Source organism: Photobacterium gaetbulicola, assembly GCF_003025515.1.
In the GTDB taxonomy this organism is placed as follows: Bacteria; Pseudomonadota; Gammaproteobacteria; order Enterobacterales; family Vibrionaceae; genus Photobacterium; species Photobacterium gaetbulicola.
The window spans coordinates 1-24,206 of the sequence record NZ_PYME01000009.1; the positions used below are offsets into that span (position 1 = coordinate 1).

Sequence of the window (24,206 nt, forward strand, 5' to 3'; positions counted from 1 at the left end):
GGCCCGAAGGTCCCCCTCTTTGCTCCGAAGAGATTATGCGGTATTAGCCATCGTTTCCAATGGTTATCCCCCACACTAGGGCAGTTTCCCAGGCATTACTCACCCGTCCGCCGCTCGCCGCCCATAAGCGCACCCGAAGGATTGTTTATGTCGCTGCCGCTCGACTTGCATGTGTTAGGCCTGCCGCCAGCGTTCAATCTGAGCCATGATCAAACTCTTCAATTAAAGTTTTGGCTCAGTGATTACTGATAAATTGACTGTGCTGATACCGAAGTATCAATTTGGTCACTCAGCTCACTGATAAATCTTTTTGACTATCATTTCACGAGTGCCCACACAGATTGCATGGTCAAATTGTTAAAGAACAATGCTGACTGGTTAGCGGCTTAAGTTGCCGTGCTCCGTGTCAGTGAGGTGGCATTATAGGGAGAGATTTTGTGAGGGCAATAGTTTTTTCAAGAAAAAAGGCCAAGCGAACAAACTTTAAACAGGGCGGTAATTTTCGACTATTTTATGACTCTACCTACGCAGGAAATCAATCAAATTCACTATACTTTGAAATAACAGTTTCAAGACTTACAGATTGAATTTGCTCAAACCGATCGTTCCAAATTACCTCTACAGTCACTTTTTTCGCATCTGGGACTGGCATATCGTCAATAACAGTAACAACTCTCGTTACCGTCAAACCCGCCATAGAAGTAGCTTCTGTATGACTCTGAATTGAACCAAAGGCAATAGTCCCTCCCGCAGCACTTTGTGATCGAGTATGGTACTGTTCCAGTTTCTCTTCAGCTAAATACAAAGCATCCAACGTTTTTAGGGCATTATCTGCCTTAAAGTCCATAAACGATTGCATTTTAATCACCGCCATTACACCTACTGCCATAATCGCAAGTGCAATCAGAACTTCAACAAAGCTAAAACCTCTGGAATTAGAAATCATGCCATGTTCCTTGCATCCATTTTACTGTCACCGGGCCTCCTTCAAACTTATCGAAATAGCTGCCGTTATACGTCAACGCAAATGAATCAAACAGTAATGCATTCTGTGATACGAATTTCTGAACAGAAATATCGTAGTGTTTAGCGTCTAAAATTACGCCGCCATTTATATTGAGTGAACCATGAAGATAGTAGCTTGCCAAATCGACCTTATCGCCAAAAACCGAACTCGGATGGTTTAAGTGATCGAAAGCCTTACTACCCTCCCAGTCACTAAAGTCATACTGATAATCCACGTTGTAGTGGAATAGCAAACCGTTGTACTTTTCTGATTTATCCCCATTATTCGGAAAAAGCGAAAACAGCCCATCATGGACAAGTATCAGCACGCCATCTAGGCGCTGTGATTCTTTGGCCACATTTTCAAAGTCTACTCCCGCCACTTCACAGCTCCCCTCTACCCAAATTTTTTCATGCCCTTTTGTTAAAGCTTCCAGGATTGCAGCAGAGCAATTGGTCATACCCGAGTATTCGAAGTCATTACCCGATGGAGATGTTGTTTCTGTTATTACAACATCAAAGTAATCATCACGGACTTGGTTGTGCTGCTGATCACTGACTCCAAAAAAATCCTCAAAAGGACTCATGCTAGGATCATGCACAAAGTCCTCTTTCAATGCTTCTATCCCGGTCCCCATTGTTTTATGTGACGCTAGGCAGTCCTTACCTTTGTTATCAAAAGACGGATCAGGCTTAGCAAGTAGTCCATAATTAGCAATGGATGCTGTCGGTTCATATTTGTCTCGATATCGAACAGCCACACACTGCCAACCTTCACCAGTAAATTTTCCCGGCTCCGGGTTATAAATTGCTAACGAGGAATGTGCGTACATATTCGAACCTGTCTGTATTGCACCACTCTTGCCGCTCGATAAAATACTAATGCTCTTTTTCAGCGTCGCTTTTGCACGATCTATATACTGTGAAGTCAGCTCATAGGTAGAAGCATCTTTAACAGCAACCAAATCAACACCAAGACCTGTCGTACATCCATTTGGAAAAAAACCAGGCTGATGGGCATTTTCAGGATTAGGAGAGTTGAATATTGTTGTCAGCCCGCACTCCATTCCCCCTTCTGCCAGCCAATGCGCCTGCCTGGCCAGAACTTCATTCTGGGTACGTTTAATCTGATAAAAAACATTTTTATACGATGCCAAAGAGAGCACCGATGATATGAGCAATATCATGGTCGTCACCAGCAACGTTGTCAGTCCTCTCTGCTTCTGCATTAGTTCCAGTTCCTTGTTTTAACAATCACATTTTTAGAGGCGATTACGGTATTGTCCAATGTCGACACATCTAGGCTAATCGTTAATAACTGACTTGTCGCTCCACCACTACCCAGCAACTTCTCTTCAACTTCAAACTTGGTCACTTTGAGTCGTTGATAGTCAAGAGCCGAGTGCCCTTTCTTGCATGCATCAGCCGCTGTCATAACCGAGCTCTCAGTCATATAGATATTAAGCTTTTCATCTTCTAGATAATAAGAACGGTAATACTCATTACTTCCATCACTATAGCCATAGCCAATACAGTGAGATTTACCGGCCATTGGTGCATCCAGATACACAGTATTCGTCGCACCGCTGATCAAAAAGGTCGATGAAGCGCCGGATGCAAATCCGGCCCGTAAGATGTCATCCTTTATCATTCGTAGGGCATCGTTGGTATCTTGCGCCAACATCAACTGCAACGAGCGCTGTGAAGCACTACTGAATCCAGACATAAATATGGAAGTGACCGCAGCCAAGACCAACAGTGACATTGCGGTTGCCACTACCAGCTCAATCAGGCTATAACCACGGCTAATTTTATGAGCAGATACCATAGCCGTAGCCTCCATTTTCACTACAGACATATAGCCGGCCCGTCATAAGATTGGTTTTGACTCTAACGCTTTCTCTACCGCCAACAGAAAAAACAAAGCTACCACTCAGCTCTGGGCGCCCGGTCATTGAATCAAACCCAATCGTATCTTTCGTAAATGTCATATAAAAAGATAAACTTGGAAATTGGTCGCCACTGACTTGCGCAATAACCTCATTGCCACTTGATGTTTTAGCCCGTATCAACCAATCAGGAGCGGTATTCACTGCAGAGCTGAAACCAACATCTACAGTCTCTACCGTAATATCTTCTCCCCGCATCACCGCTTCAGACTTAGCTTGTGCCAGTAGCCTCTCGATATCAATCGCTAGCCGCCTGATCTTATTGCTTTCAAGTACATTGTTAAATGATGGTGCAGCTGCGCTCACCAAGGTAACGACAACGGTTAGGGCAATCAGCAACTCAAGCAAGCTAAAACCAGCATCTTGCCTAACATGAAGGTAACTTTTATGTACGCCATACACAGTTCCGCGACCTATTCCCCATTTCCATCCAAATTGTCAATGACAGAAAATATTCAACTTGATGTATATATTATCATCCCGCCAAAATGTCGATGACTGAATTGAGATGAGTTATCGAGTGAACTCGAAGATTTTAGAGGCATTAAAAAATGAAAAGACAAAAAGGCGTGACGTTGATCGAGCTCTTAATCGCGGTAGCGGTCATCGCAATTCTCGGATCGATTGCCTACCCCTCATACCAAGAACACTTTCTAAAGTCGCATCGCTCTAGAGCAATGACAGATCTCATCAAGGTTCAATTAAAGCTTGAAGAGCAATACACCAAGAATAATAGCTACCTATTTAATATCGTCAGTGGTGGTAGTTGTTCATTCTGTGAGTCAGCTCCAGACCGCTACAAATTCACCATTGACTCAAGTGGCTCAGGCGAAAACCTTTACATCATCAAAGCGACACCGCAAAGAGAATCCGGCCAAAATAAGGATAGCTGTAAGACTCTGACTCTTAACGCGGCAGGAATAGGCAAAGCGACGGGAAGTGGCAAGTGCTGGTAAAAACAAAAAAGCCAGCTTGCGCTGGCTTTTCGTATATATAATCTAACAGGTCAATTAACCGGTTAGATCATCGAAGAACTTCTTCACACCGTCAAAGAAGCCTTCAGCCTTTGGCTTATGCTTCTTTGCCGCTTTACCACCTAGGGTTTCTTCAAGTTCTTGTAGCAACTCTTTCTGACGGGCACTTAGGTTAACCGGGGTTTCTACCACCAGCTTACAGATAAGATCACCCATTGCGCCACCACGTACCGACTTCACGCCCTTACCACGCATGCGGAACATGCGGCCAGTTTGGGTTTCAGAAGGTACTTTCAGGTTCACGCGACCATCAAGGGTTGGGACTTCAACCTCGCCACCCAAGGCAGCCATAGTGAAGCTCACTGGGACTTCGCAGTATAGGTTGTTACCGTCACGCTCGAAGATGTGGTGCTGGGCAACATGGACCTGTACGTACAGATCACCGGCTGGCGCGCCAAACTCACCTGCTTCACCCTCGCCAGATAGACGAATGCGATCGCCAGTATCCACACCGGCAGGGATTTTAACAGACAGCGTCTTGGTTTCTTCCTTGCGGCCCTGACCGTGACAGGTACCACATGGCTCTTTGATGATCTTGCCGCGACCGTGACAGTGCGGACAGGTCTGCTGTACAGCGAAGAAGCCCTGGCGCATCTGCACCTGGCCACTGCCGTGACAGGTACCACACGTAGTGGCAGATGTGCCTTTCTTGGCACCTGAACCGTCACAGGTATCACAGTGAACCAAAGTAGGAACACGGATCTCTTTGCTACAGCCGCGAACCGCTTCTTCCAGTGTCAGCTCCATGTTGTAGCGCAAGTCGGCACCACGCTGGGCGCGCTGCTGACCACCACGACGGCCACCGCCACCGAAGATATCGCCAAACACATCACCGAAAATGTCACCGAAGTCAGCACCGCCGCCGAAGCCGCCGCCACCGCCCATACCGCCTTGCTCAAAGGCGGCATGGCCGTACTGATCGTAAGCTGCTTTCTTCTGAGGATCCGTTAGGATTTCGTATGCAGTCTTAACTTCTTTGAACTTCTCAGCCGCTTGCTCATCACCCTGGTTACGGTCAGGGTGGAACTTCATTGCAAGGCGCTTGTAAGCCTTTTTGATATCACGCTCTGACGCATCACGACTTACGCCCAGAACTTCATAAAAATCTCGTTTTGACATACTTATCTGTCACCTGCCTTAATACAGCTACGGGCGCAAGAGTAACCTCCAACGCCCGCGCTCAAATAAGATTAAGAATTAACTATCTTATTTCTTATCGTCTTTAACTTCTTCGAACTCAGCGTCAACCACGTTGTCGTCTTGCTCTTGCTGAGGCTGTTCGCCACCAGCTTGTGCCTGCTGTGCTTGAGCCTGCTGCTGAGCGATTTCCATCAGCTTCTGAGAAGCTGCGATAAGCGCCTGAACTTTAGCGTCGATTGCTTCTTTATCTTCGCCTTTACGTGCTTCTTCAAGCTCGTTTACAGCCGCTTCGATGGTCGCTTTGTCTTCAGCTGGAAGCGCATCGCCCGCTTCTTCGATCTGCTTGCGAGTACCGTGAACTAGCTGGTCAGCTTGGTTACGTGCAGTTACCAACTCTTCGAACTTCTTGTCCGCTTCTTTGTTAGCTTCTGCTTCCTGTACCATCTTCTCGATATCTTCGTCGCTCAGACCGCCAGATGCCTGAATAGTGATCTTCTGCTCTTTACCTGTGCTCTTATCTTTCGCAGATACGTGCAGGATACCGTCGGCATCTAGGTCGAATGTTACTTCGATCTGAGGCATACCGCGAGGAGCCGGGTTGATACCTTCTAGGTTGAACTGGCCAAGAGACTTGTTATAGCCCGCTTGCTTACGCTCACCCTGTAGGACGTGGATAGTTACCGCGCTCTGGTTGTCTTCAGCAGTCGAGAACACCTGGTTCGCCTTAGTAGGGATAGTGGTGTTTTTCTCGATTAGCTTAGTCATTACGCCACCCATGGTTTCGATACCAAGAGATAGTGGAGTAACGTCTAGTAGTAGAACGTCTTTAACTTCACCCGCAAGAACACCGCCCTGAACGGCAGCACCAACGGCAACTGCTTCGTCTGGGTTCACGTCTTTACGTGGCTCTTTGCCGAAGAACTCAGAAACTTTCGCCTGAACCATAGGCATACGAGTCTGACCACCAACAAGGATAACGTCAGTGATGTCGCCTACAGATAGGTCTGCATCAGCAAGAGCAACTTTTAGTGGCTCAAGAGAGCGTTGTACTAGGTCTTCAACTAGAGATTCTAGTTTCGCACGTGTCACTTTGATGTTCATGTGCTTAGGACCCGTCGCGTCAGCAGTCACGTAAGGTAGGTTTACGTCAGTCTGCTGAGCAGAAGAAAGTTCGATTTTCGCTTTTTCAGCCGCTTCTTTAACACGCTGCATCGCTAGCGGATCGTTCTTAAGGTCGATACCTTGCTCTTTCTTGAACTCGTCAACCAAGTAGTTGATCATGCGGTTATCGAAGTCTTCACCACCTAGGTGCGTGTCACCGTTGGTAGAAAGCACTTCAAAGGTCTTCTCGCCCTCAACTTCGTCGATTTCGATGATAGAGATATCGAAAGTACCACCACCAAGGTCGTAAACCGCGATAGTACGGTCACCACCCTGCTTGTCTAGGCCATAAGCCAGAGCAGCAGCAGTTGGTTCGTTGATGATACGCTTAACTTCAAGACCTGCGATACGGCCGGCATCTTTCGTTGCCTGACGCTGTGCATCGTTGAAGTATGCTGGAACTGTGATAACCGCGCCAGTTACTTCCTCACCAAGGAAGTCTTCAGCAGTTTTCTTCATTTTCTTAAGTACTTCAGCAGAAACCTGAGGAGCAGCCATTTTCTGGCCTTTTGCTTCTACCCAAGCATCACCGTTGTCAGCCTTAACGATTTTGAAAGGCATGATTTCGATGTCGCGCTGTACTTCTTCGTCTTCAAAGCGACGACCGATAAGACGCTTGATTGCAAATAGCGTGTTTTCAGGGTTTGTCACCGCCTGGCGCTTAGCTGGCTGACCAACTAGAGTTTCACCGTCTTGGGTGTAAGCGATCACAGATGCCGTTGTGCGCTCACCCTCAGCATTTTCAATTACACGTGGCTTGTCACCATCAAGTACTGCTACACAAGAGTTAGTTGTACCCAAGTCAATACCAATGATTTTACCCATCAGGCTCTCTCCGAAATTCATTTAGCTTACTTGTCAGCTCGTTACCTTAACGCCGCTGACAATGCGGTGTTACCCGCTGAAATTGATTTACGATGTCGTATGACTACTAAATAGGGGCAGCCAAATTGTTTTCAAGGGCGACATCGAAAAAAAATCAAAAAAAATTAAAAAGCCCGCACGAAGCGGGCTTTGCTCAATCGCTATCCCGCTTATGCTTGGGTATCGATGTTGCCAGCCGCAGCCTTAGACACCATTACCATTGCAGGGCGAACCACACGGCCATTCAGCTCGTAGCCCTTCTGCATCACCAGCATGACAGTGTTTGGCTCGTGCTCAGCACTTTCCTGGATAGACATTGCCTGGTGGAATTCAGGGTTGAAGGCTTCACCGATAGGGTTCAGCTGCTTCAGGCCGAATTTCTCAACCGTACCCATCATGGTTTTCAGCGTTAGCTCAACACCTTCAACCATTGGCTTGATCGCTTCGTCGTTCTTGTCTGCCATCTCGATAGCACGTTCCATGTTATCGATAACCGGCAGTAGCTCTTCAGCAAACTTATTCAGAGCAAACTTACGTGCCTTGTCAATTTCCTGCTCGCTGCGGCGACGCATGTTTTCTACGTCGGCACGGGCACGCAACACGCTGTCTTGCTGTTCACGTACTTTGGCTTCGCTGGTTAGCAAAGCAGCTTCTAGCTCAGCGATGCGGGCTGCCTGCTGCTCTTCAATGGTCATTTCAACCACTTCTTCCTCAGCAGATTCAGTTTCAACCGCTTCAACAGTTTGCTCTTGCTGTAGCTGTTCGTCCTGTACTTTTTTCTCTTCGTTGCTCATGCTTTCGCTTCTCCGCCAAGATCATGGTATTCAATGGAGGATAGAATAATCAGCTCTATCCAAAAAACTCGTATATGCGCATATTATGGGGATGAAGTTCAATGAATCAACCCGATATCGCTCACAATGCGCGACAAGTGTCTAATCCTGACGCTATACTGGACATCTCTTTATTTGTCGGATCATGGACATGACACGCGTTTTCCAGACTATCGCGATAATTGGCAAACCCCGCAACCCCGAAGCCTTGCAGACCCATTTGAGCCTCTATAAATGGCTGGTCGAGAAAGGGTATGACGTACTTGTTGACCACCGCCTGGCCAATGACCTGTCACTGCCCAAGACCGCCTTTTGTGATTTATTGACTATCGGTGACAAAGCCAACTTGGCGATCGTAGTCGGTGGTGACGGCAATATGCTGGGCGCGGCACGGGTACTGTCGCGCTTCGACATTGCGGTGATTGGCGTCAACCGCGGCAGCCTTGGCTTTTTGACCGATCTTGATCCCGATGCCTTCGAAGACGAGCTTGACCAGGTGCTCAACGGCGAATACGTGGTTGAAAAGCGCTTTTTGCTTGAAGCGGAAGTCCACCGCCACGGCATGATAAAAAGCCGCAACGCGGCCCTCAACGAAGCGGTGCTGCACCCGGACAAAATCGCCCACATGATTGAGTTCGAGGTCTACATCGATGATACCTTTGCCTTCTCCCAGCGCTCCGACGGCCTGATTATCTCTACGCCAACCGGTTCAACGGCCTATTCGCTTTCCGGTGGCGGCCCGATCCTGTCTTCCGAGCTCAATGCGATTTCGTTGGTGCCGATGTTCCCGCATACCCTGTCGTGCCGCCCATTGGTGGTGGACGGCAATAGCCGGATCAAATTGATGGTTTCACCAACCAATGGCAGTACATTGGAAGTCAGCTGTGACGGCCAGGTATCCCTGCCGGTCAGCCCGGGCGATGAGATCCACATTTACCAAAGCCCGGAAACCCTCAAGCTGATCCACCCGAAGAATTACAGCTACTATGAGGTGCTGCGGGGCAAGCTGGGCTGGTCGAGTCGATTGTTCTAGCGCAAATCACCTCAATAATCCAATTCTGAAGCCAACCTAAAGGTTGGCTTTTTTATTGCCAAATTTCAGAACGTTAACCTAAATCAAGCTTTGTTGGAAAAATTTCACCAACAGTACTTTACTGTATGTAGATACAGTATATACTGTATGAAAAAACAGGTGTTGATTTAAACAGGTGAACACATGCTGGCTCATATGACGATCTCAAACTTTGCTATTGTCAAAAACCTTGAATTTGAACTTAAACCGGGAATGACGACCATCACCGGTGAAACGGGTGCAGGTAAATCCATTGCCATCGATGCACTTGGCTTGTGTTTGGGTGATCGCGCCGAAGCTTGCATGGTTCGCCCGAACGAAGACAAAGCAGAAATCTCTGCCGCCTTCTCATTGCTCAACAACCAAGCCGCCCGCCGCTGGCTGGAAGACAACGAGCTGATTGATGGTGACGAATGTATCCTGCGTCGTGTCATCACCAAGGAAGGCCGTTCACGTGGCTTTATCAACGGTAGCCCGGTACCTGCATCGCAGCAAAAAGCCTTGGGGCAGTTATTGATCAACATTCATGGCCAGCATGCCCATCAGCAGCTGATGCGACCTGATTACCAGCAGCAAATGCTGGACCAATATGCCGGCCACCATCAGCTGATGGAAAAAACCCGCAACCACTATCAGCGCTGGCGTCAGGCCAACAACGAATACAAGCGTCTGGTGCAAAACCGCGAAGAGAACGAAGCGCAGAAGCAACTGATCCAATACCAGGTCAAAGAGCTCAACGAACTGGCTCTGGCCGAAGACGAGTACGCCGAGATCGAAGAAGAGCACAAGCGCCTCTCCAACAGCGGCGAGCTGGCGGTATCGAGCCAGACAGCGCTGTCGATGCTCTATGACAACGAAGATTGCAACGCCCTCAACATGCTGCAGTCGGCATGCCAGGAAGTCGCCAACCTCGGCGAGATCGACAGTAACCTCAGCGCTATCCCGCAAATGCTGGAAGAAGCCATTATCCAGGTACAGGAAGCGAGCCAGGAGCTACGCAGCTACCTTGATAACATGGATATGGATCCACAGCGACTGATGTACCTCGAAGAGCGACTGGCCAAGATCATGTCGCTTGCCCGCAAGCACTACGTGATGCCGGAAGAGCTATACAGCAAGCACCAGGAGTTGCTTAAAGAGCTGGAAAACCTTGATTGCAGCGATGAGCGCTTGGAAGAGATTGCCGAGAACGTCGAATGCCTGCGCCAGAAATTCCTGGCCAGTGCCGAAAAGCTCAGCAAGAGCCGCCAACGCTACGCCAAGGAGCTCGACAAGAAGATCTCCGACAGCATGCACCAGCTCAGCATGGAAAACGGCGTGTTCAAGATTGATGTTCAGAGCGATACCGAAGGGATGCTGAGCCCATTGGGCTTCGACACCATCACCTTCTTGGTCTCGACCAACCCTGGCCAGCCATTGCAGCCGCTGGGCAAAGTGGCGTCCGGCGGTGAGCTATCGCGGATCTCGCTGGCTATCCAAGTGATCACAGCGCAAAAAGTCGAAACCCCTAGCCTGATATTCGATGAAGTCGATGTGGGGATCAGCGGACCGACCGCGGCCATCGTCGGCAAGATGCTACGCACCCTGGGCGAGTCGACCCAGGTCATGTGTGTGACTCACTTGCCACAGGTCGCTGGTTGTGGCCACCAGCAGATGTTTGTAGCGAAGAAGTCCAGTAAGGGACAGACCGAAACCAACATGTTCCCGCTGACCCAGGAAGCCCGCGTCAACGAACTGGCCCGCCTGTTAGGCGGTAGCGAAATTACCGAGCGCACTCTGGCAAACGCAAAAGAGCTGCTGGTTGCGGCATAAATAGAATAAACTTAACGGGCAGTGCAACTAAATGGTTGTACTGCAGTCTCAATTACAGTTTTTTTCTTTACTGCTTTTTTACTTCTGCTCGGGGGTTGTTTATCATCGCTGCAGAATAAAGCGAACTTGCCGGGATGCTATGAATTGGAAGAACCTTGCTGCCGTGGCTTTGGCGGTCAGTTTATTGGGTGGCTGTTCAGTCGTTGATCGACTGGTCTACCGAATTGATATTAACCAGGGTAACTACCTGGAGCAAAAAGATATCGACACCCTTCGATACGGAATGAACAAAGAGCAGGTGCAGTTCGTGCTCGGCTCGCCAATGCTGATTGAACCTGAGTACCCGGATACCTGGTACTACGTGTACTACCACAAGCCGGGCCACAAAGAGCCGCAACAGAAAAACCTGATCCTGAAGTTCAATGCCCAGAATCAGCTAACCAGCCTGGAGGGGGACTATGAGAAAAGCCCTCAGTTCATGGAGCAATTCAACTAAGGTTGCTCGACATTGCTGGTTAACAGAAAACAAAAAGCTCGCCATTGGCGAGCTTTTTTATTGGGATCCATTGCTGCCCGCTCCTAAGCTTTATCGCCCTTGGCGACCAATGCTTCTTGCTTGGCTTGCTCTGCACGCTTGCGGCGGATCTCTTTCGGATCGGCCAGCAGCGGGCGGTAAATCTCGATACGGTCACCATCATGTACCAAGGCATCGAGCTTCACATTGCGGCTGTAGATCCCCACTTTGTTCTTTTTCAGATCAATCTCCGGGTAGAGTGCCAGCACCCCGGATTGCTCAATGATCTGCTGCACCTGCATATCCGGCGTGACCGTCACACGGATCACCTTCTGTACATCAGGCAGGGCATACACCACTTCAACGTGGATCAGCGTTTCTTCAGAAGTCATAAATCTCTCGCGCACGCTGGGTAAAGGCAGACACCATGTTGTTGGTCAAATCACGGAAGACCTTACCGAACGCCGCTTCCACCAAGCCGTTGGTAAATTCAAAATCCAGCTTGAGCTCGACCTTGCACGCTTCGGCATCGAGCTCAGTGAAGTGCCAGCCACCGACCAGTCGGCTGAACGGGCCATCGACCAGCTGCATGGCAATCATACTGCTGTCAGTCAGATCATTGCGGGTCACAAATGTTTTCTTGATACCGGCCTTGGACACATCCACCGAGGCCATCATATGCTGTTCGGAGCTTTCTAAAATTTTGGTACCAGAGCAGCCCGGCAGGAATGCAGGGTATGATTCAACATCGTTAACAAGTTCAAACATTTGTTTTGCACTAAATGGGACTAATGCAGAACGACTGATCTGAGGCATAGCTTCTCCTTACAGTTAAAACGTGCCACCTGTCACCGTTTCAAGCGCATTGCGGGTAAAACTATGACAAGGACAACCTCAATGATAACATTACTGGGCTAACAGCCAAAATAAGCGTGTTTATTGACTTCATCTCTTTGATTTATAAATAGACACTTTTCGACCAGCCAGAGCATCTGCCGCTGGGACAGCAACATTTAAGAGTATTTATGGCCAAGAAAAAACCAAAGCAAAGTAGCAATACTATTGCCAAGAACAAAAGCGCCCGCTTCGAGTTCGCGATCAGCGACGAGTACGAAGCTGGCATGGAACTCCAGGGCTGGGAAGTAAAAGCGATCCGCTCTGGTAAGGTAAACATCTCGGAAAGCTACGTATTCCTGCGCAACGGCGAAGCTTTCATTTCGGGCGTGCAGATCACCCCGCTGAACGCGGCGTCTACCCACGTAGTGGCCGACCCTACCCGTACCCGTAAGCTACTGTTGAACCGTCGTGAAATCGACAAGCTAATGGGTGCCGTTAACCGCGATGGCGAAACCATCGTGGCCCTTTCCATGTACTGGAAGGGTTCATGGGTTAAACTTAAAGTAGGTACGGCGAAAGGTAAGAAACTACACGACAAGCGTGCTGACAAGAAAGACAAAGATTGGCAGCGCGACAAGGCGCGTATCATGAAGAGCAGCCTGCGCTAATACACTTTACCTGCCAGTCATAGCAACCTGTATAGATATCTGTTTATCCTAGTTGGTATAAGTGATGGATTTTTCTCCATAAGAGACACGCTGGCAGGGAATTGTATTGACGCTTGGTGAAATTCTGTTACCATCGCCTTAACTCTGGGGCTGATTTAGGATTCGACAGGATCACGAAGGCTTGTGGAGCATGCCGAGGTGCGGTTGGCCTCGTAAAAAAGCCGCAAAAAAATAGTCGCAAACGACGAAAACTACGCACTAGCAGCTTAATAACCTGCTAAGAGCGCTCCTGCCCTAGCTTCCGCTTGTAAGACGGGGACCAACAGGGGTTCAAACCCAAACAAGATAGCGAGGGAACTTTCGACCAGAGAGGTGAACCGCGAAATAGAATTCTGGTATGTATTGGCATGGCGTGTCTTTCCGCAGTGCTCTTACGAGAATATAGAAAGACTAAGCATGTAGCGCCATCTGTTAGACTGATTTTGGACGCGGGTTCAACTCCCGCCAGCTCCACCAAATCTACATTTAAAGACGTCCTAGGGCGTCTTTTTTTGTATCTATATCAATATAAAATCAATAGTTTATCATCCTGTAGTGTCCTCTAACGTCCTGCCCAATCTTTGACCAATAGTATTCCTTATGGTATTCCTAGTAATACATGTCGAGTTCAGGAATACATCAAAAGACGTAAGGATGTCTAGATGGCCAAGATAACAAAACCGTTAAGTGATAGAGAAATAAAAGCAGCTAAAAGTAGGGATAAAGATTACGTCCTATCTGATGGTGGCGGGCTACAACTTCGCGTTCGTGCTCATGGCTCAAAGCTGTGGAACTTCAACTACATTCACCCTATCACTAAAAAGCGCGTTAACCTTGGTCTTGGCGCATACCCTGATGTATCCCTCTCAAAAGCACGTGAGCTAAGGCAAACTAACCGCCAGCTCGTTACTGAAGGCATAGACCCAAAAGCTTATAAACAAGAAGCAATAGCAAAACAGAAAGCACAAACAGAGCACACATTGTTCAACGTAGCCCAACAGTGGTTCGAAGTAAAAAGTGATTCCATCACTGCTGATCATGCAAAAGATATTTGGCGTTCTCTAGAACTCAATGTTTTTCCTGACCTTGGTCAATTACCAATAAAAAAAATATCTGCACCTTACGTGATTGACGTATTGAGACCTATAGAAGCAAAAGGCAGCCTAGAAACACTGAAACGTGTCGTTCAGCGCTTAAATGAAGTCATGATTTATGCAGTTAACTGTGGCCTGATTGATACTAACCCGATTAGTGGCTTGAAATCAGTTTTCAAAAAGCCGCAAAAAGAGAACATGAAAGCACTAGCACCCAATGAGCTTCCAGAGCTCATGAGAGCGGTTGCTAACGCAAGTATAAAGAAAACGACACGCTGTCTAATCGAATGGCAGTTGCACACCATAACGCGCCCTAGTGAGGCAGCTGGTGCCCGCTGGGAGGAGATAGACTTAGAACGTAAAGTCTGGACTATACCTGCAGAGCGAATGAAAAAGCGCCGTGAACACTCCATTCCACTAACCTCTGAGTCTATTGCATTACTAGAGGCCATTCATCCACTAAGCGGTCACAGAGAATTTATATTCCCGTCAGACCGTGATCCAAAGAAACCCTGTAACAGCCAAACGGCTAACATGGCACTTAAACGCATGGGTTTTGAAGGAAGACTTGTTAGTCATGGTCTACGCTCTCTTGCCAGCACTACGCTAAACGAGAAAGGATACAAATCTGAACTGATAGAGGCAGCATTAGCCCACGTAGATAACAATCAGGTACGTGCTGCTTACAACCGGACTGATTACCTAGAACAACGCCGTGAAATGATGAGCTGGTGGAGCCGGAATATAAGAGAGGCTGCACAAGGCAGCCTCTCTGTGACTAGTACCAGCTACAGTAGCCTCAACGATTAAAGTGGCTAAATACATTCTCGAACAACTAGTATTCGACTGCCTATATTTTTATGGCAAAGATAAACCGATCCATATCAGCATTGGCCCTACCAACGCTCATTACGTACTCATCATAAAGACACACTGTGATGGTCTTCGAGTTAGTAGCAAAAGTGCGATAATTAAGCCTCACATGGTATCTTTGATAATTTATAATCACTAAAAGTGATCATCTGGTTTAAGCATGGAAGCTAACTTATTCAAAAAACTTGTATCCGAAGTCAAAGTTGGTAAACAACTTCCTGATGCTATCTACCTACACAGAGATGCTTTTTCTGCCCTACCCGCCGCGCTAAATGTTTTCATCCCTACCGTTGCAAAAGCACTCAAGCTGGATGATGACAATTGGAACCTCGTAAAGCTCTTCAAAAAAGAATTTCGGCTTTCGTTACTTTACTACCCTGATTTTTATAGTAATTCATACCCTGCTTTAAAACACAGCCTTAATGTCAATCTGGCCAAACTAAGCCACAAATCAACAAGCTATGACGGATCAGATAACCCACCAATATTGCATCGAAAAGAGACAATGATCCTTGCCGAGAGTAAGCATTACGAAAACTTTGTTGCTATAACCCAAGAAGGTGAAAATGCAGGGCTTTACGAGAATAGTAGACTCATTGGTTTCAAACGTTCATGGGAAAACATAATCACTCACCACGGGTATAAGATTGTCGCTGGGCGCCTATTCCGAAGCTCGGCATTAATCAATAATAAAGAGCCCGGTATCGACCGACACAAAACCGCATTGGTAAGGCAAGAGCTTTCTGCTCCAATGAAAACACTGGTAAAGCATGGTTACCTTGAAGGCTCTTACTCCATTTTTGATTATGGATGCGGTAGAGGCGACGATCTGCGAGAGCTCGTGACTCATGGCTTAGATGCTTCAGGCTGGGACCCAAACTTTCAACCCGACAACGACAAAATAATATCCGATATTGTGAATCTTGGTTTTGTACTTAATGTCATCGAAGATCAAGATGAACGATTAGACGCCCTACTGGATGCTTGGGAGCTAACCAGTAAGGTTTTAGTCGTATCCGTCATGTTGGCAACTGAAAGCTATATTGCCCAATTCAAGCAATATAAAGATGGCGTAATTACCTCGCGAAACACATTTCAAAAGTACTATGCTCAATCTGAGATAAAAACGTATATAGAGAGAAGCTTACAAGAAGATGCAATAGCGGTAGCACCAGGCATCTTTTACATATTTAAAGACAAATTAGAAGAGCAAAAATATCTACATAATCGATACAAACGTCATCGCAAATGGCAACAACTGACATCACCGCAATCATTGGCAGAAAAGGACAAGGCCAAACTACTGATTATGCAAAACCAAGAACTGTTTAACGCATTCTGGAACATATGCTTAGAACTTGGTCGTATCCCTGTAAATGACGAGTTTGAGCAGTCAGAGAGAGTTCGTGCTCTCGTTGGCTCTCACAAAAAAGTCTTCGGCCTACTAAGTGATATTTTTGATACCAAAGATTTTAAACAAGCAGAAAAGAACCGCAAAGAAGATTTACTACTGTACTTTGCAATGGGGCTATTCGAAAAAAGAAAGCCTTACACTCAACAACCAGAATCACTCAAACGAGATATAAATGCATTATTTGGCAACCACAGAGCAGCTTTAAACCTTGCTGCTGAGCTATTGTTCGCGATTGCAGACACTGAGTTAATAAACACACATTGCGTAAAAGCACACTCTCAACTACCAGCTAGCTTATTAAATGAAGGGCACTCACTCATTTTTCACCGCGACTATCTCAATGAGCTACCTGTGCTACTTCGGATATATGTTGGCGCAGGATTGCAAATGTATGGCGAACTGGATGAAGAAATAGATCTCATCAAAATACACATCCATTCAGGCAAACTGTCACTTACTTCCTACGATGATTTCAACAGCTCCCTTCCCTTTTTGATTGAACGAATAAAAATAAAAATGATCGATCAAGATATTGATTTTTTTGACTATACCAATAAAAACAAACGTCCACCATTATTAAACAAACACCTTTTTTTGGATACAGAGGCACAGGATTACTCTAAGCAACTTAGCTTTGATAAACGGCTATCAAAAATACTTAAGATTGACTGGCATCAGGAGTCGTTACTACATAGAAATGAATTAGAAGTTTTGCTATGCAAAGCAGGTAAGAGAGTTTGTGGATACAAGCTGCTTCGCAGGTAACGAAGAAATGCTATCAAGCGTAGTATTTGAAAGTTAACACATGTAAAATCGCACACTTACAGCAAAGGTATGTCATCAATACACATAACCCACTTTCATTCAACAATCAAAGGTTGATAAAATGACATACTAGGTTAAAATTTACGTCATAAATAACATACCTTAGAAGCTCAGCATGCAAAATCAAGACTCAGGATACTGTTACTCTTTTCCCGCTGTGAGGGGTATTCAGGCAGGTAGACCATTCTACATCGCAACATGCCCCCTTAGAATTATCCCTAAGATCTTCAGTTACAACGAGGGCGATGTCCCACCAGAGCTTCGCGCTCAACGTACGCTAAATAAGACGCGCATACCTGAGATGGTTAAGTACCTACTTGATAATCCAAAAGATTATGTATTCTCAGCATTAACTGCTTCAGTAGGTGTAGATATAGGTTTTGATGATCATGACGGAGCTCCTAACTTAGGTACGTTAAAAATCCCAATGGATGCTCAAATCTTGATCAATGATGGTCAGCATCGTCGTAAAGCCATTGAAGAAGCTCTTCTCGAAAACCCTGATCTTGGTCAGGATAATATCCCTGTGTTGTTCTTTATTGACGAGGGACTCACTCGTAGCCAGCAAATGTTTGCCGATTTGAACAAATACGCAGTTAAGCCAAGCCCATCACTAGGCACCCTTTATGACCATAGAGATGAAAGCTCTGAGTTAGCCAGAGAGCTCGCTACCAACTCACTGCCATTTGTTGGGCTTACTGAAATGGAAAAATCGAACATAAGTCCGAAATCCAACAAACTTTTTACATTGAGTAGCATCAAGCAATCCACTCGAGCATTACTTGGAAAAGGGCCGAAAGATGGCTTTAGCCAAGATGAAAAACAACTAGCGCAAGAGTTTTGGGCTGAAGTAACCAAACACTTACCAGATTGGCAAATGGTAATAGACAAACAGGTATCCCCAGCTCAGCTACGCCAAGAGTTTATTCACGCGCATGGCGTAGGCCTGCATGCAATTGGTGTACTAGGTAAAGCAATACTCTGCCAAAACCCAAGCAATTGGAAACAAAAGCTAGAGCCACTAGCAAATATCAATTGGCTTAAAACCAACCCAGTATGGGTTGAGCGCAGCATGAACCACGGTAAGTTAAGTAAGTCCACACAAAGCATATTACTAACTGCCAACGCATTAAAAATTGAACTGGGGTTAGATTTGACCCCAGAAGAAAAAGCTCTAGAGAAGCAACTATCATGATTAACGAGCTACAACTAGCAGAAGACCTTGCAGAATACGAAGACTTTATTCATGCAGAAGACTTCGCTAACAATAAACTGAGTCACTACATTGCCGATGTTCAGCGTGTTTACTGCGCTGATAAACGCCCATGGGTAATCGGATACAGCGGCGGCAAAGACTCATCTGCGGTAATGTCATTAGTTTATATCGCACTCCTCGGATTAGAAGCAGAGCAGCGCCATAAACCCATATTTGTCGTTTCCTCCGATACTCTCGTCGAGACACCAGTGGTCGTTAATCATATCAAAGACTCCTTGATTGCAATTGAGAGAGGCGCAAAACGCGACAACTTGCCAATCACTTGTCACAAGGTCGTTCCTGAAGCTGGTCAATCTTTTTGGGCTAATCTACTGGGTAAGGGCTACCCTGCTCCGACACGTTCTTTCCGCTGGTGTACTGAACGAATGAAGATAGATCCGGTTAGTAATTTCATCAAAACAAAAGTATCTCAATTTGATGAAGTAATTGTCGTTCTAGGCTCACGAAGCCAAGAAAGTGCTTCTCGAGCTCAAGTCATTGCTAAACATAAAATCGACGGCTCTCGTCTTGCTCGTCACACTACCCTTGCTAACGCATTTATCTTTACACCTATAGATACCTGGGGCGTTGATGACGTATGGAAACTGTTACGCCTATGCCATCTTGAAACTAAGCAGACCCCTTATGGGCCGAAGAACATTTGGATCGACAAGTATGACCTAGAGTGGGAAAACCCTTGGGGTGGCAAAAACCTTGTGTTGTGGAACCTCTACAAAGATTCTTCCGGTCAAGGGGAATGTCCAATGGTTATAGATGAAACCACACCATCTTGTGGTAACTCTCGATTTGGCTGCTGGACATGTACCGTAGTGACCAAAGATCGTGCTATGGAAAGCCTTATTCAAAATGGTGAAGAGTGGATGGCTCCTCTTCTAGAGTTTCGTAATAAGCTTGCGATGACTACTGATCCCGCAAACAAAGAAGAGTTCAGAAACCACAAGCGACGCACCGGTAGAGTTAGCTACCAGTACGCCAAAGAAGGAGAAGATATAGCAACAGAGCGTAAGCATGTGCCTGGGCCTTACTGGTTAAAATATCGTCGCCAATGGCTACGTGAGCTACTTGAATTAGATAATAAGTTTAAATCTGAAGGCCGTGAGATAGAGCTAATCACGGCACCTGAGCTTCATGCAATTCGCCAAGAATGGATTCATGACCCAAACGAACCAGATTGGGATGACTCTCTACCAACGATTTTTAGAGATATATATGGCTATGATCTTGATTGGATTTATGACGATAACGCTAGCTTTGGTAAAGGTGATGCACAACTAATTAATGAACTTTGTGACAGTTTTGATATTACTCCAGAAATGATCATGAAGCTTATTGAATTAGAGGTTTCAATGGAAGGCTTAAGCCGTCGCAGTGGTATTTCAAAAAAGATCGAATCTCTATTAAAGCAAGACTGGGGAAGCTTGGAAGAAATCAAACATAAACATGCTTCACTGCAAAGTAAGGCTGAGTTTGACGTTCATCAAAAAGAAATTGAGCGCTACAACGAGCAACTTGCAGACATAGATAAACAGCTTCAAAAAGAGTTTTAAATACTGAAATGTTGATAACAAAACTAACATTAAACAACTTTCGCGTGTTTCGTGGTGTACATGAAATTGATTTACGCCCCGCACCTGCACGTTTAAGTAAAAGTGGTCCAATTGAAGGTACTGAACGACCAATTGTTTTATTCGGTGGTTTAAATGGGGCCGGAAAAACTTCAATCTTAACCGCTGTACGCTTAGCTCTATTTGGACGCCAATCATTTAGCCAAGTACTTTCAAACGTTGAATACATTGAAGCGTTATCAGAGCTAATACACAAAGGAGTCGGCTTTGGTGGTGTTCAAGATAACGCATCAATTGAACTTGAATTTAAGTACAGCCAAAACGGTGAAGAGAACACTTATAAAGTTATTCGTAGTTGGAAGCGTGGCAAAAAAGACAACCTATTCCTAGAAAAAGATGATACCCAAATCCCTGAGCTCAACTACGAACAGTGTCAAGGTTTCCTGAATGAGCTGATCCCCACAGGCATCGCAGATTTATTCTTCTTTGACGGTGAAAAGATTGCAGAGCTTGCAGAAGACGAATCTGGTACCGTCTTAAAAACCGCTGTCCGTCGTTTATTAGGGTTAGATGTCATCGCTAAGCTTAAGAACGACCTAAACATCTTTTTAAAAAAACAAGGCTCTGGTGCTTTAACCCAATCGCTGAAAGAAGAGATGAATACTCTGGATGAACAACGCATCGACCATGAGCGAAAGGCAGAGAAACTTCGAGGGGAAGCAGATATTGTTGATGCTCAAATTGAATTAGTTTCTCGCGACATTCTTAATCTAGAAAACAAATTGTCGCAAAATGGCGGTGCTTGGGCTAAAACTCGAGAAGACGAGCAGCGGAAAGTAGATAGCTTACTTAGAGAAAAAGTAGAGCTTGAAAAGCAAATCCGTATGGAAATGGAGACAAGTCTTCCATTCTCGCTCGCCCCTAAAACAATGCAGCGCCTTCAGGAACAAATTAAGCAAGAGAAAGAAATAAAGAAAAAGCAAAGCTTTGGAAATGAGTTAGATTCATTTTTAAAAACACTACGCTCAAAGTACCCAAGCTTTGACACAGAAATGGCACAAAATGCCATTACTGATAGCTTTAAAGCGCATGTAGGTCAATTTGATACCGCAGAGCTTGTTTTAGATATATCTGATCGCCAGGCTAATACTATTGATTATCAGCTATCTTCTCTGTCTCAAGAATCATATTCACGCTTCGACGGGGCACGACTACGTCTTCAAAGAGTGGAAGAAGAGCTTGATAACGCTTCAAACAACATTGCACGAGCGCCTGAAAAAGAGCTAGTACAAGAACTCTTTGCTGACGTACGTAAACTAGATAAGAAAAAAGAAAAGCTCATTATCGAGTTGCAAAATTTGCTGAAGAAAGCAAAACATGAATTAAGACTAGCTCTAGAAACAGCTCGTAAGATTCAAAAATTACACGATAAAAACAAAGAAGAATCTCATAAAAATCAGAGCATTAGCAATGCTCAAAACTCTATATTACTGCTAGATAAATTTGCGGAACAGTTAACTAAGGCTCGAGTAAAGCAGTTAGAAAATGAATTTGTACAGTCATATAGGAAGCTTGCTCGCAAAGAAGACCTACAGCTAACGGCTTCAATTAACTCTGAATCATTTGATGTTGAATTGGTGGATGAGCACGGTATAAAAATTAACCGTAAAGCCATGTCGGCAGGAGAGAAGCAAATCTATGCAATTTCAATTTTGGAGGCACTTGGTCGTACATCAGGCCGTAAACTTCCGATCATTATTGACACACCACTAGGTCGATTAGACTCACATCATCGTGACAAGCTCGTTGAATATTACTTCCCAACAGCGAGTCACCAAGTTGTGATTCTATCAACTGATACAGAAATAGATAGAAATTATACAAACCTAATCCAAGACGATATTGCTCGTACTTACGAGATTCATTTTGACGGGTCCACGAAATCATCTTCATTGAAAAAAGGGTATTTCTGGAGAGAAACAGTTAAGGGGATGGTGTAATGTTACCTAATCGAAATATGTGCTTAACTCAGCAAACAGAGGACCAACTAAAAAAACTAAAAGTGCAAACAGGAATAACCCCCAATATTTCTGCACGTATTGCTTTCTTCCGTTCAATTGAAAGTGACTTTAGATATAACGGTCAAGAGGTAAACCTAAACGGTTCTTTAAAACTAGATAAGTTCACTTGGCTTGGTGAAACCAGTGATGTTACTGAGTTAGTTTTAAAATTATACTACCCAACACTTGATACCAAAGAGTATCAACAAGCTTGGGCAGCACATGTTGAGGATGGGATTGCTGCAATTAGAAACTACCGAAATATATCAGCGGTATCAGCAGCACTTTAAATAAAATAACCGAGGATGTAAGTTGTAAGTCACTCCTTCATCCTCGAATTACAATAAGCGCTAAATTTATTTTAAAAATAACACCTCAGGCCACAACCTCAACATAGAGTTTTTTATCGCTTGGTTTAATATTCAAGTTATTAATATCATCTATTCCAGATGCAATAACTAAGGAATTTCTTAACCTTGTTCTCAACTTTGTCTGAACACCAAAAAACTCATCAGTAAAATCTATTTTGTTAGCTTTAGTAAAAATTTCTATAAAGTACTCCTCCGTTAACAATTCAACTTTAGTTTCTTGGCAAACAATTTTTAAAAAGTCGAAACTAGCATGAATACCTAGTGTTTTCTGAAATACATCAAATTTCCAGAGTGTTTTTTTAAGTGCACTAAAGTAACTTACTATAAGGTTGTATAGTGTTTTATCTTTTTGATTCAAATAATAATCTCGTAATGGTGTGCTTGTATTTATACTTTTTAGCATACTACGATCACGCCCATCTTTAATCGACTTTGTATGCAGAGTTTCACGGTCATTCTTTGGATTATTAGTTATCAAAGACAAAATACCATCGATGATAGAAGCCATTGAAATACTTGTTTCTGATCTACTATTTACGGTACCAAGCCTAATTTTACCTTTGAGTGGAGACTCTTCATCACTAGCTAATACTCTTGCAAAATATACTGCGAGTGTTTCTGGCGACCAACTATTTGGCTCCCCTTGTTCCATGTCAAACTGAAAAAGATTATATGCTAAATTTTTATCAACTCTCTTTTGGTTTATATTAATATTTGTGAATATTCTAGCGTGATAAGCTAAAGGGAGATCAATATATACAGAACAAAGTAACTCTGTATTTTTAGCAGAAGAATTCTCGAACCCAAATACTCTATGCTGTCCATCTATAATTGATGCTAACTTCTTACTAGATGGGATAACTAAATAATAAAAATTATCGTCAACTTGCTCTATATCCCAGCGTTCTCTAGGTGATGTAATAAGATTCCCGTCAGGGTCATAATTAGCTCCAAGTATAATAGAGTTTGGAAAACTAGCATCTACAGTTTCACTGTATCGTTTTATTTCTTTAAGTCTTTTTGGCGTTCTTACCCTTTGATTACCTACAAGACTATTTACCATTTTTCCAAGGTAACTTATTGAGTTTTCTTCATCACTATCAGCTAATATTTCAGCCTTAATTGTATAGCAAGACTTGAGTAGGAAGTCAGCAGTCAAAGATACAACATAAAAATCACCTAAAGGCTGGCTAACTTTGATTGCGGGTATTTTAAGAGGAAAATTCATTTAACTTTTATCCTTAATCAAATCTGCATCTGCCTGCTTATATCCGGTCGCATCAGCTTCAACTTCACTTTCGTCATCAAATTTTTCGTCGTTAGCATTTGCAAACAAAAAGATAAGTAAAGTTAGTGCAGCACAAATATTAACTAATACTGAGACTCCGGTCTGCGCGTTAACATAACCTATCACGCCTAACAAAAAGGCTACAAAGCCCAAAATTACACCTAGAGAAGTTAAGCGAAGACTCTTATCTTTGGAAATAAACCCTTCCAATGACAAAGTCCCCAGTATTGCAACTGAGAAAGTGAAAACATTCTGGCTTTCAAAAAACATTGCCCCGGTGGAGTCAAGAAGGTACGGAAGCCATACTCCAATTCCTCCTATGGCCACAATACCAATAGAAAAGTAAGCGATGAATGATGGGCTCTTCATGGCATTGCAAAATCGAGCGGCCAACTCTTCGCCAATCCCTTTCCAAGAGTTTTTCCTACGCTTAACCATTATCATCCTTTTACTTTAATCTTTTTAGTAAGCATAAATAATATCAAAGCGGCAAGTGCTCAATGAGAGCACCA

Annotated in this window: 22 protein-coding genes, 1 rRNA gene and 1 other RNA gene; 12 read left to right on the forward strand and 12 right to left on the reverse strand. The window is 44.8% G+C overall.

Annotation, left to right across the window (positions count from 1 at the left end; all coding sequences use genetic code 11):
• The 5 genes from C9J03_RS09560 to C9J03_RS09580 all read right to left on the reverse strand — a co-directional run.
• A 16S ribosomal RNA gene (locus tag C9J03_RS09560) occupies positions 1-225 on the reverse strand; the annotation flags it as partial.
• Positions 226-535: 310 nt separating this feature from the next.
• Entirely contained in the window at positions 536-946 is a 411-nt protein-coding gene (locus tag C9J03_RS09565; RefSeq protein WP_044624123.1) for a type IV pilus modification PilV family protein, read from the reverse strand.
• Positions 936-2,234: a hypothetical protein gene (locus C9J03_RS09570; RefSeq protein ID WP_044624124.1), complete on the reverse strand. Its 1,299-nt coding sequence runs from the start codon at positions 2,232-2,234 to the stop codon at positions 936-938. Before C9J03_RS09570 ends, C9J03_RS09565 begins: the two co-directional genes overlap by 11 nt.
• Positions 2,234-2,833, reverse strand: a complete 600-nt coding sequence (locus C9J03_RS09575; RefSeq protein ID WP_044624125.1) for a prepilin-type N-terminal cleavage/methylation domain-containing protein — start codon at positions 2,831-2,833, stop codon at positions 2,234-2,236. The genes C9J03_RS09570 and C9J03_RS09575 overlap by 1 nt, the downstream gene beginning before the upstream one ends.
• Positions 2,817-3,356 (reverse strand): GspH/FimT family pseudopilin, encoded by a 540-nt coding sequence (locus C9J03_RS09580; protein ID WP_044624126.1) that lies wholly within the window; start codon positions 3,354-3,356, stop codon positions 2,817-2,819. The genes C9J03_RS09575 and C9J03_RS09580 overlap by 17 nt, the downstream gene beginning before the upstream one ends.
• Before the next feature lie 149 nt (positions 3,357-3,505).
• Between C9J03_RS09580 and C9J03_RS09585 the strand changes: the two genes are divergently transcribed.
• Positions 3,506-3,910 carry a type IV pilin protein gene (locus C9J03_RS09585; RefSeq protein ID WP_044624127.1) on the forward strand — a complete coding sequence of 135 codons (405 nt, stop codon included), beginning with the start codon at positions 3,506-3,508 and terminating at the stop codon, positions 3,908-3,910.
• Positions 3,911-3,964: 54 nt separating this feature from the next.
• On the opposite strand, the gene dnaJ is transcribed toward C9J03_RS09585, so the two are convergent.
• From dnaJ to grpE, 3 genes are all read right to left on the reverse strand, one after another.
• Complete coding sequence (gene dnaJ / locus C9J03_RS09590; protein ID WP_039469484.1) at positions 3,965-5,107, reverse strand: molecular chaperone DnaJ; 1,143 nt, start codon at positions 5,105-5,107, stop codon at positions 3,965-3,967.
• Between the two features lie 87 nt (positions 5,108-5,194).
• The gene (dnaK, locus tag C9J03_RS09595; RefSeq protein ID WP_044624614.1) at positions 5,195-7,114 is read right to left on the reverse strand and encodes a molecular chaperone DnaK; all 1,920 of its coding nucleotides are present in this window, start codon (positions 7,112-7,114) and stop codon (positions 5,195-5,197) included.
• 209 nt (positions 7,115-7,323) lie between these two features.
• Positions 7,324-7,947, reverse strand: coding sequence for a nucleotide exchange factor GrpE (gene grpE / locus C9J03_RS09600; RefSeq protein WP_039469486.1), 624 nt, complete (start codon positions 7,945-7,947; stop codon positions 7,324-7,326).
• A gap of 181 nt (positions 7,948-8,128) precedes the next feature.
• Here grpE and nadK point away from each other — a divergent pair, with 181 nt between their 5' ends.
• From nadK to bamE, 3 genes are all read left to right on the forward strand, one after another.
• Positions 8,129-9,019, forward strand: coding sequence for an NAD(+) kinase (nadK, locus tag C9J03_RS09605; RefSeq protein ID WP_197068608.1), 891 nt, complete (start codon positions 8,129-8,131; stop codon positions 9,017-9,019).
• A gap of 183 nt (positions 9,020-9,202) precedes the next feature.
• Positions 9,203-10,870, forward strand: a complete 1,668-nt coding sequence (recN, locus tag C9J03_RS09610; RefSeq protein ID WP_039469492.1) for a DNA repair protein RecN — start codon at positions 9,203-9,205, stop codon at positions 10,868-10,870.
• Positions 10,871-11,009: 139 nt separating this feature from the next.
• The gene (gene bamE, locus C9J03_RS09615) at positions 11,010-11,366 is read left to right on the forward strand and encodes an outer membrane protein assembly factor BamE (RefSeq protein WP_044624128.1); all 357 of its coding nucleotides are present in this window, start codon (positions 11,010-11,012) and stop codon (positions 11,364-11,366) included.
• 83 nt (positions 11,367-11,449) lie between these two features.
• Here the strand turns inward: bamE and C9J03_RS09620 are convergent, their stop codons facing one another.
• Together C9J03_RS09620 and C9J03_RS09625 are read right to left on the reverse strand one after the other, a co-directional pair.
• Positions 11,450-11,776: an RnfH family protein gene (locus C9J03_RS09620; protein ID WP_044624129.1), complete on the reverse strand. Its 327-nt coding sequence runs from the start codon at positions 11,774-11,776 to the stop codon at positions 11,450-11,452.
• On the reverse strand, positions 11,766-12,200 hold the full coding sequence (locus C9J03_RS09625; protein ID WP_044624130.1) for an SRPBCC family protein: 435 nt from the start codon (positions 12,198-12,200) through the stop codon (positions 11,766-11,768). The genes C9J03_RS09620 and C9J03_RS09625 overlap by 11 nt, the downstream gene beginning before the upstream one ends.
• 209 nt (positions 12,201-12,409) lie before the next feature.
• Between C9J03_RS09625 and smpB the strand changes: the two genes are divergently transcribed.
• From smpB to dndE, 8 genes are all read left to right on the forward strand, one after another.
• Positions 12,410-12,889: an SsrA-binding protein SmpB gene (gene smpB / locus C9J03_RS09630; protein WP_044624131.1), complete on the forward strand. Its 480-nt coding sequence runs from the start codon at positions 12,410-12,412 to the stop codon at positions 12,887-12,889.
• 146 nt (positions 12,890-13,035) lie between these two features.
• Positions 13,036-13,405: a transfer-messenger RNA gene (ssrA, locus tag C9J03_RS09635) on the forward strand.
• Between the two features lie 185 nt (positions 13,406-13,590).
• Positions 13,591-14,832, forward strand: coding sequence for an integrase domain-containing protein (locus C9J03_RS09640; RefSeq protein WP_044624132.1), 1,242 nt, complete (start codon positions 13,591-13,593; stop codon positions 14,830-14,832).
• 223 nt (positions 14,833-15,055) lie between these two features.
• A complete protein-coding gene (locus C9J03_RS09645; protein ID WP_044624133.1) occupies positions 15,056-17,074 on the forward strand; it encodes a DNA phosphorothioation-associated putative methyltransferase in 2,019 nt (672 codons plus the stop codon).
• Between the two features lie 175 nt (positions 17,075-17,249).
• Positions 17,250-18,329 carry a DNA sulfur modification protein DndB gene (gene dndB / locus C9J03_RS09650; protein WP_044624134.1) on the forward strand — a complete coding sequence of 360 codons (1,080 nt, stop codon included), beginning with the start codon at positions 17,250-17,252 and terminating at the stop codon, positions 18,327-18,329.
• Positions 18,326-19,957 (forward strand): DNA phosphorothioation system sulfurtransferase DndC, encoded by a 1,632-nt coding sequence (locus C9J03_RS09655; RefSeq protein WP_044624135.1) that lies wholly within the window; start codon positions 18,326-18,328, stop codon positions 19,955-19,957. Before dndB ends, C9J03_RS09655 begins: the two co-directional genes overlap by 4 nt.
• 8 nt (positions 19,958-19,965) lie before the next feature.
• On the forward strand, positions 19,966-21,975 hold the full coding sequence (gene dndD, locus C9J03_RS09660; RefSeq protein WP_044624136.1) for a DNA sulfur modification protein DndD: 2,010 nt from the start codon (positions 19,966-19,968) through the stop codon (positions 21,973-21,975).
• Entirely contained in the window at positions 21,975-22,325 is a 351-nt protein-coding gene (gene dndE, locus C9J03_RS09665) for a DNA sulfur modification protein DndE (protein ID WP_044624137.1), read from the forward strand. The genes dndD and dndE overlap by 1 nt, the downstream gene beginning before the upstream one ends.
• A gap of 85 nt (positions 22,326-22,410) precedes the next feature.
• On the opposite strand, the gene C9J03_RS09670 is transcribed toward dndE, so the two are convergent.
• Together C9J03_RS09670 and C9J03_RS09675 are read right to left on the reverse strand one after the other, a co-directional pair.
• Positions 22,411-23,634: a DGQHR domain-containing protein gene (locus tag C9J03_RS09670; RefSeq protein WP_044624138.1), complete on the reverse strand. Its 1,224-nt coding sequence runs from the start codon at positions 23,632-23,634 to the stop codon at positions 22,411-22,413.
• Positions 23,635-24,132, reverse strand: a complete 498-nt coding sequence (locus C9J03_RS09675) for a hypothetical protein (protein WP_044624139.1) — start codon at positions 24,130-24,132, stop codon at positions 23,635-23,637. It abuts the gene before it with no gap.
• Between the last annotated feature and the right edge of the window lie 74 nt (positions 24,133-24,206).